Raw genomic sequence first — 6,413 nt, 5'->3', positions numbered from 1 at the left:
GGCCTGGGTCGTGTCCGTCGGATCAGCGGTTGCGCACGGGGGCACCGCCTACGCGTGGATCACGCGGCCTTGGAGAGGGAGGACCGGTCGGTGCTCGGCGTGTGCCGGGCGGTGGTCACGGTGGTGGTCACGGTGCCTCGTCCGTCGTGGCGCGGCCACAGGAGAAGGGCGCCGACCGCGCCCGCCGCGGCGAGGACCGCGAGGGCGGACCAGGCGAGCAGGTAACCCGCGCTGGTGCCGAGCCATCCGGCGATGGGGTAGGTGATCAGCCAGGCCAGGTGCGAGAGGGAGAACTGGGCCGCGAACGCCTCGGGGATCGCGGTCGGTGCGACGGAGGCGCGCAGGACCTTGCCGGTCGGAGTGATGATCAGGGCCATACCGACACCGATCACGGTCCAGATGATCGCCGTACCGGTCCAGGTGGCGAGGTCGGCCGCGATGAGGGTCACCGCGGCGGTCGTGCCGCCGACGAGGACCCCGGCGCCGGTCATCATGATGGTGCGGGCGGCGACCCGGTCGAGGACGCGGGGCAGGGCGAGGGCGGCCAGCAGGGTGCCGGTGCCGGAGGCGGCGAGCACCCAGGCGACGTCCGACTGCGATCCGCCGAGTGTGTCGCGGACGTGGTTGACGGTGTTGACGACGACGATCGATCCCGCCGCCGCGACCACGAGGTTCAGCGCCATGACGCCGCGCAGCCGCGGTGTCCTGAGGAAGGTCCTGATTCCGGCCGCCACCTTCTCCCAGGCCGTGGCGTGGGTGCTGGGACGGGCGTCGGGGACGCGGGTGGACAGGACCAGCAGGGCCGAGATCAGGAACCCGGCCGAGGTGCCCAGGAACAGCCAGTTGAAACTCATGAACGTCAGCGCGACGGCCGCCAGCACGGGACTGAGCAGGCTCTCCATGGTGGAGGCGACCTGGGAGGCGGACAGGGCCCGCGTGTAGTCGGACTCGTCGGTGACGATGTCGGGGATGACGGCCTGGAACGTCGGGGTGAACGCCGCGGCGGCGGCCTGGAGCAGGGCGATCAGGACGTAGATGTGCCAGATCTCGCTGACCAGCGGCAGTGCCAGGACCACCGCGCCCCGTACCACGTCGAGGAGGAACAGGAGTCTTCTGCGGGGAAACCGGTCGACGTACGCGGCGGCCAGCGGGGCGATGACCACGTACAGGACCATCTTGATGGTGAGGGCGGTGCCGAGGACCATTCCGGCGCGCGGACCGGCGAGGTCATAGGCGAGCAGCCCGAGGGCCACGGTGGTCAGTCCGGTGCCGAACAGGGCGATGACCTGGGCGCCGAACAAGTGGCGGTAGTCGCGGATGGCGAACAGTCGCATGACGGGTTCCTTAGGTATCCGCGCGAGGTATCCACGCGGTGGGGCACGGTTTCGGGGCGGAGGCCGTGTCCGGCAGGTACAGGCGGGGTTGTCGCTACGCGCCGGTGGCGGCCGCTTGCTGCGGTTCACGTGCTCAGTGGTGGGCGTGGGCGGCGTGGTGGCTCCCGTGTCCCTGTGCGTGCCCGTGCCCGTGCCCCTGTCCCTGCCCGTGTCCGTGCTCGTGCGCGGCCGGGGGTGCCGCCTCCGGGTGGGGCGTGGCCGTGGCGGTCCGTACCGTGAACTCGGCGGTCCGGACGACCTCGTCGTGCTGGAAGTCCAGATACAGGCGGTAGGTCCCGGCCGTCGGCGCGGTCGCGACGAAGGCGATCTCGGGGCCCGGCGCGGTGGTGCCGTCGCCGGGTCCGCCCTCCGGGTGGACATGGAGGTAGCCCAGGTCACCGACGCGCAGTGCCACCAGATGCCCGTACGCGGCCAGATAGGGCTGGAGGTCGGTGACGGGCTCGCCGTTCCGGCTGACGGTGAGGATGAGTTCGCTCGCCCGGTCGGGAAGGAGTTCCCCGTCGAGCACGACGGTGTACTCCCCGATCCGCGCGGTCCCGGTCGCCTCGGGGAGCGGACGCGGGTCGTACGCTCCGGCGACCGCCGCGTCGATCCCCAGCGTCAGGGTGCCGTCGTGGCCGACCGGGTGGATGTCGGCGAAGAACCTCCAGTCCCCGGGTTCCAGGGCCAGTTCGACGCTCCAGGTGCCCGTCTCGTCCCGTACCGGGTGGACGTGCTGGAACCCGGCCGTGTCCCGCCGTACGGCAATGAAGTGCAGCTCCTTCTCGTGCTCGGGCGTGAACGCGGTCACCGTCCGTCCGTCGGGGCCGATCACCCGGAAGGTGACCGGCTGGACACCGGCGGTGAGGACCGCCGAGTCGAGCTCCAGGGTGTACCCGTGCTCGGAGACCGACAGCCCGCCGGGCTGGGCTCCGCCGTGGGCGGCGTGGGCGCTGTGGTCGTGGCCGGAGTGGTTCCGCATGACATCTCCCCTGGTGTGTCGCGCCTTTCGGCGCCGTCCGCTCGGTGCGAACGATCACGACTATATACCCCGGGGGGGTATCGCGCGACTGTGGGGCGGAGGCAATTCCGCGAGCGGCTCTCGCGGCCGTACGGTGCGAACGGGCCCGCGCGCCGAGGTGTCAGGTCCGTGTGTGCGCGTCGGGGCGGGAGGTGTCCCTGGACCGAGCCCCTCCATCACGGAGCGATGGCGCCCAGTGCCCCACGCCACGGGTTAGGTTGGTCCGATGGCATCGATCAAGAACTTCCAGGTCACCTTCGACTGCGTGGAACCCGAGCGTGTCGCGCGCTTCTGGTGCGAGGTGCTCGGGTACGTCGTACCGCCGCCGCCGAACGGGTTCGCCTCGTGGGACGCGTTCAACCGCTCACTGCCCCCTGAGCGTCAGGGTTCCGCGTTCGCCTGCGCCGACCCCACCGGTGAGGGCCCGCGCCTGTTCTTCCAGCGCGTCCCCGAGGGCAAGGTCGTCAAGAACCGGGTGCACCTCGACATCCGGGTCGGCACCGGGCTCGTGGGGGAGGAGCGCCTCGCCGTGCTGGAGGCCGAGTGCGCACGCCTGGTCGCGCTCGGCGCGGTGCGTGAGCGACTGCTGCCCGCCGACGACGACAACGAGTCGTGCATCGTGATGCGGGACGTCGAGGGCAACGAGTTCTGTCTCGACTGAGACACCGGGAGGCATCGCCGGTGCAGGCCCGGTGCGCCGGTGCCCGCGGCCGCCGCGAGACAGGCCTGTGCGTGCGGCGACAGCGCGCGGCTCGATGGGATCGCTCCATGGTTTCCCGCTGGGCCGACAAGTGCCATGCGCGGGGTGCGGCCTGGTGCCGGTCTGGGTCAATCCAACCGTGCTGGCCCTGCTCGCCCCCGGCCATCGGATGCCTCGCGTGTGCCGTGAGCATGGGTACCTGCCCGGAGCCTGGGACGCCGTGGCAGTGAGATGGGTAGCGTGAAGGGGCCGAATGTTGAGGAGGCGGGCACCGTGAAGATCCGAAAGCAACTAAAGCAAAAACGTGTTACCCGCTGGTAGAACTGCTGGTCAGCAAGTGTCGAACCCGCACGCGCGGGGATGGACCCAGTCGGTACACGCTGGGGATGTGCCGCCGGGGGTCGAACCCGCACGCGCGGGGATGGACCGGACGATCTCCGCCCGCCCACTCGGGCACAGTGGTCGAACCCGCACGCGCGGGGATGGACCGGCACGGACCGCAGGCCGTCCGCCCAGACCGCCGTCGAACCCGCACGCGCGGGGATGGACCCCACGACTGAGCAGCCCGTGGGCTGGAGCAGAGGTCGAACCCGCACGCGCGGGGATGGACCCTCCCGCGTCGTCCACGCGGTCGGGACCAGTCCGTCGAACCCGCACGCGCGGGGATGGACCCAGCATCCGTGACGCGCTCGCCGGTCGCGGCCGGTCGAACCCGCACGCGCGGGGATGGACCGCCGGGCCCGGCCCGGCTCACCACCGCGTCAGCGTCGAACCCGCACGCGCGGGGATGGACCTGACCTTACGGTTCCTGGGTATCGACCCCGATTGTCGAACCCGCACGCGCGGGGATGGACCCCGGCGACGCCTCCGAGACCTACGCCGGACCGTGTCGAACCCGCACGCGCGGGGATGGACCCTGCTCACGGACACCGGGGTCGACCTGGAGGGCGTCGAACCCGCACGCGCGGGGATGGACCGTCGTGGCGTTCGCCGATCGTGGTCCCGGTGCCGTCGAACCCGCACGCGCGGGGATGGACCGCCTCGTAGGAAGTCTCGGATGATTGTCATGCGGTCGAACGAACTTGCCGAGGCCATGGCCAGAGTTTGCGCCGACCCCCACCGGGTCACCGTGCCTTACGGGATAGACGACGGCATCATGCGCAGCCTCGTTCTCACCCACACCATGGCCACCCTCATGATCCATCAGCAGGGCAGAACCGTCCGCATCGTCCAGATCACCAGCCTCTCCGCGCGATGAGCGCCCGAGGTGGGCCTGCGTGCGGTCGCCGTCCGATCGCTCCCACCTGGCGCGGGTACGCTTCCGGGCGTGGACGGCGAGAGTGGTGATGGCGCGGCGGCGTTCGAGCGGCTGATGGCGCTGGCCGTGTCCCTGCGGCGGGTGAACGGCGAGATCAACCGGCTGACGCATGCCTTCGCGACGGCCCAGGGGCTGCATCCGACGGATGTGAGCGCGCTCGCCACGGTCCTGGACTCGGCGGAGCCGGTGACGCCGGGGATGCTGCGGACGCGACTGGGGCTGACGTCAGGGGCGGTGACCGCCTGTCTGGACCGGCTGGAGCGCGCCGGTCATATCCGCCGTACCCGGGACGAGGCCGACCGGCGCGTGGTGCGCGTCGAGTACGTGGACGAGGCGCGACTGGCCGCACGGGCGTTCTTCCGCCCGCTGGCGGTCGCGGGGGAGCGCGCGCGAGGCCGGTTCGAGGACGCGGAACTCGCCGTCGTGGTGCGGTTCCTGGATGCCTTCAGCGAGGAGATGGCCCGCCTGGAGCAGCCCCCGCGCTGAGGGGCGCGCGGGGTGGGTCCGGCCGCGCGGGGTGTCGGTGTGCGGGGTGGGTCAGGGACCGGCTCCGGGGGCGGGTGGGCCGGGCGGTACGGGGGGTGCGGTGCCGCCCCGCCGCCGCATCACCTACCATCCGAATATCTCACTCCATCAAGATAATCGGCGCGTCAAGACAGCCGCCCCGTCGAGACAGCGGATGTGTCCTCCATGCCCCACGCCGTCCCTCCCTCCCGGCCCTCCCGGTCCCGCTGGTTCTCGCGGCCCTCCCGCGCCGCCCGTCCGCTGATCCCCCTGCTCCTCCTCGTCGTGTGGCTCGGTGTCGGCGGGATGCTGGGCCCGTACGCGGGGAAGCTCGGTGAGGTCGCCACCAACGACCAGGCCGCGTTCCTGCCCCGTAGCGCCGAGTCGACACGGGTCATCGATGTCCAGGAGGACTTCCGGCAGAGCGACACCCTGCCGCTCGTCGTCGTGTGGACCGCGCGCGAGGGTGACGGCCCGCTGCCGGGGACGGCGCGGGCGGACGCCACCGGGGCCCTGGAAGGGATCGGCGGCTCACGGCTGCTCGCCGGGGCCGTGTCCCCCGCGCTCGCCTCGGACGACGGACGCGCGCTGCGCGCGGTGGTGCCGCTGCGGGCCGATCTCGGCGACGGGCTGAAGGACGCGCTGGACGAGATCGGGGCGGAGGTCCGGACGGTACCGGGGACCACCGTCCATCTCGCGGGCCCGGCCGCGGCCCAGACGGATCTCAAGAACGCGTTCTCCGGGATCGACGGGCTGCTGTTGGGCGTGGCGCTGGCGACGGTGCTCGTCATCCTGCTGCTGGTCTACCGCAGCGTCCTGCTGCCGTTGCTGATCATCGTGGCCGCCGTGTTCGCGCTCGCCCTCGCCTGCGCGGTGGTGTACGCGCTCGCCGAACGCGGGATCGTGCGGGTCGACGGCCAGGTACAGGGGATCCTGTCGATCCTGGTGATCGGGGCGGCCACTGACTACGCGTTGCTGCTGACCGCCCGGTTCCGGGAGGAACTGGCGCACGGCGACGACCGTACGGTGGCGATGCGGGCCGCCCTGCGCCGCTCGGCCGGTCCGGTCCTGGCCAGCGCCGCCACCGTGGCGCTGGGACTGCTCGCGCTCCTTCTGAGCGATCTCACCAACAACCGGGCGCTGGGGCCCGTCGGGGCGATCGGCATCGTCTGCGCGGTCGCGGCGGCGCTCACCTTCCTGCCCGCCGTCCTCGTCCTCCTCGGCCGCGCGGCGTACTGGCCCGCGCGGCCCCACCGGGCCGACGCGGAGAAGGTGAGCGGCTCGCACCGGCTCTGGCGCCGGGTCGCCGACCTGGTGGACCGGGCACCGCGCACAGTCTGGGCGATCACCCTGGCGGCGCTGCTCGCCTGCGCGGCGTTCGCCCCGACCCTGACCTCGCGCGGGGTGCCGCTGGACGAGACCCTCGTCGGTGACGCGCCGTCCGTGACCGCGCAGGCCGTACTCGGTGAGCACCTGTCTCTTATACACATCTCCGAG

The 6,413-nt window shown here is 72.0% G+C and carries 6 protein-coding genes and 1 CRISPR repeat array; of the genes, 4 read left to right on the top strand and 2 right to left on the bottom strand.

What is annotated here, in order from left to right:
* Window positions 1-59: 59 nt before the first annotated feature.
* Together ACFVIM_RS31365 and ACFVIM_RS31360 are read right to left on the bottom strand one after the other, a co-directional pair.
* The gene (locus tag ACFVIM_RS31365; RefSeq protein ID WP_384308604.1) at window positions 60-1,334 is read right to left on the bottom strand and encodes an MFS transporter; all 1,275 of its coding nucleotides are present in this window, start codon (window positions 1,332-1,334) and stop codon (window positions 60-62) included.
* Window positions 1,335-1,467: 133 nt separating this feature from the next.
* Complete coding sequence (locus ACFVIM_RS31360; protein ID WP_384308601.1) at window positions 1,468-2,355, bottom strand: hypothetical protein; 888 nt, start codon at window positions 2,353-2,355, stop codon at window positions 1,468-1,470.
* Window positions 2,356-2,620: 265 nt separating this feature from the next.
* On the opposite strand from ACFVIM_RS31360, the gene ACFVIM_RS31355 reads away from it, so the two are divergent.
* The 4 genes from ACFVIM_RS31355 to ACFVIM_RS31340 form a co-directional block, all read left to right on the top strand.
* Window positions 2,621-3,055, top strand: coding sequence for a VOC family protein (locus ACFVIM_RS31355; protein WP_384308598.1), 435 nt, complete (start codon window positions 2,621-2,623; stop codon window positions 3,053-3,055).
* A 378-nt stretch (window positions 3,056-3,433) separates the two neighbouring features.
* Window positions 3,434-4,132: a CRISPR direct-repeat array (repeat unit 28 nt; unit sequence GTCGAACCCGCACGCGCGGGGATGGACC).
* 28 nt (window positions 4,133-4,160) lie between these two features.
* Complete coding sequence (locus tag ACFVIM_RS31350; protein ID WP_384308595.1) at window positions 4,161-4,352, top strand: hypothetical protein; 192 nt, start codon at window positions 4,161-4,163, stop codon at window positions 4,350-4,352.
* Between the two features lie 114 nt (window positions 4,353-4,466).
* Window positions 4,467-4,898 (top strand): MarR family winged helix-turn-helix transcriptional regulator, encoded by a 432-nt coding sequence (locus ACFVIM_RS31345; RefSeq protein WP_384308607.1) that lies wholly within the window; start codon window positions 4,467-4,469, stop codon window positions 4,896-4,898.
* A gap of 204 nt (window positions 4,899-5,102) precedes the next feature.
* Window positions 5,103-6,413: MMPL family transporter (locus tag ACFVIM_RS31340; RefSeq protein ID WP_384308592.1), on the top strand; the 1,311-nt coding region annotated here is incomplete at its 3' end.

Source organism: Streptomyces sp. NPDC057638 (genome assembly GCF_042800315.1).
Taxonomy (GTDB): Bacteria; Actinomycetota; Actinomycetes; order Streptomycetales; family Streptomycetaceae; genus Streptomyces.
The sequence above is the reverse complement of the archived record's forward strand: the minus strand, read 5'-3'. Positions and strand labels throughout refer to the sequence as shown.

Bases quoted from the DNA above. Each gene is read 5' to 3' on its own strand.
- ACFVIM_RS31365 (WP_384308604.1), bottom strand. From the start codon at position 1,334: ATGCGACTGTTCGCCATCCGCGACTACCGCCACTTGTTCGGCGCCCAG.
- ACFVIM_RS31360 (WP_384308601.1), bottom strand. From the start codon at position 2,355: ATGCGGAACCACTCCGGCCACGACCACAGCGCCCACGCCGCCCACGGC.
- ACFVIM_RS31355 (WP_384308598.1), top strand. From the start codon at position 2,621: ATGGCATCGATCAAGAACTTCCAGGTCACCTTCGACTGCGTGGAACCC.
- ACFVIM_RS31350 (WP_384308595.1), top strand. From the start codon at position 4,161: ATGCGGTCGAACGAACTTGCCGAGGCCATGGCCAGAGTTTGCGCCGAC.
- ACFVIM_RS31345 (WP_384308607.1), top strand. From the start codon at position 4,467: ATGGCGCTGGCCGTGTCCCTGCGGCGGGTGAACGGCGAGATCAACCGG.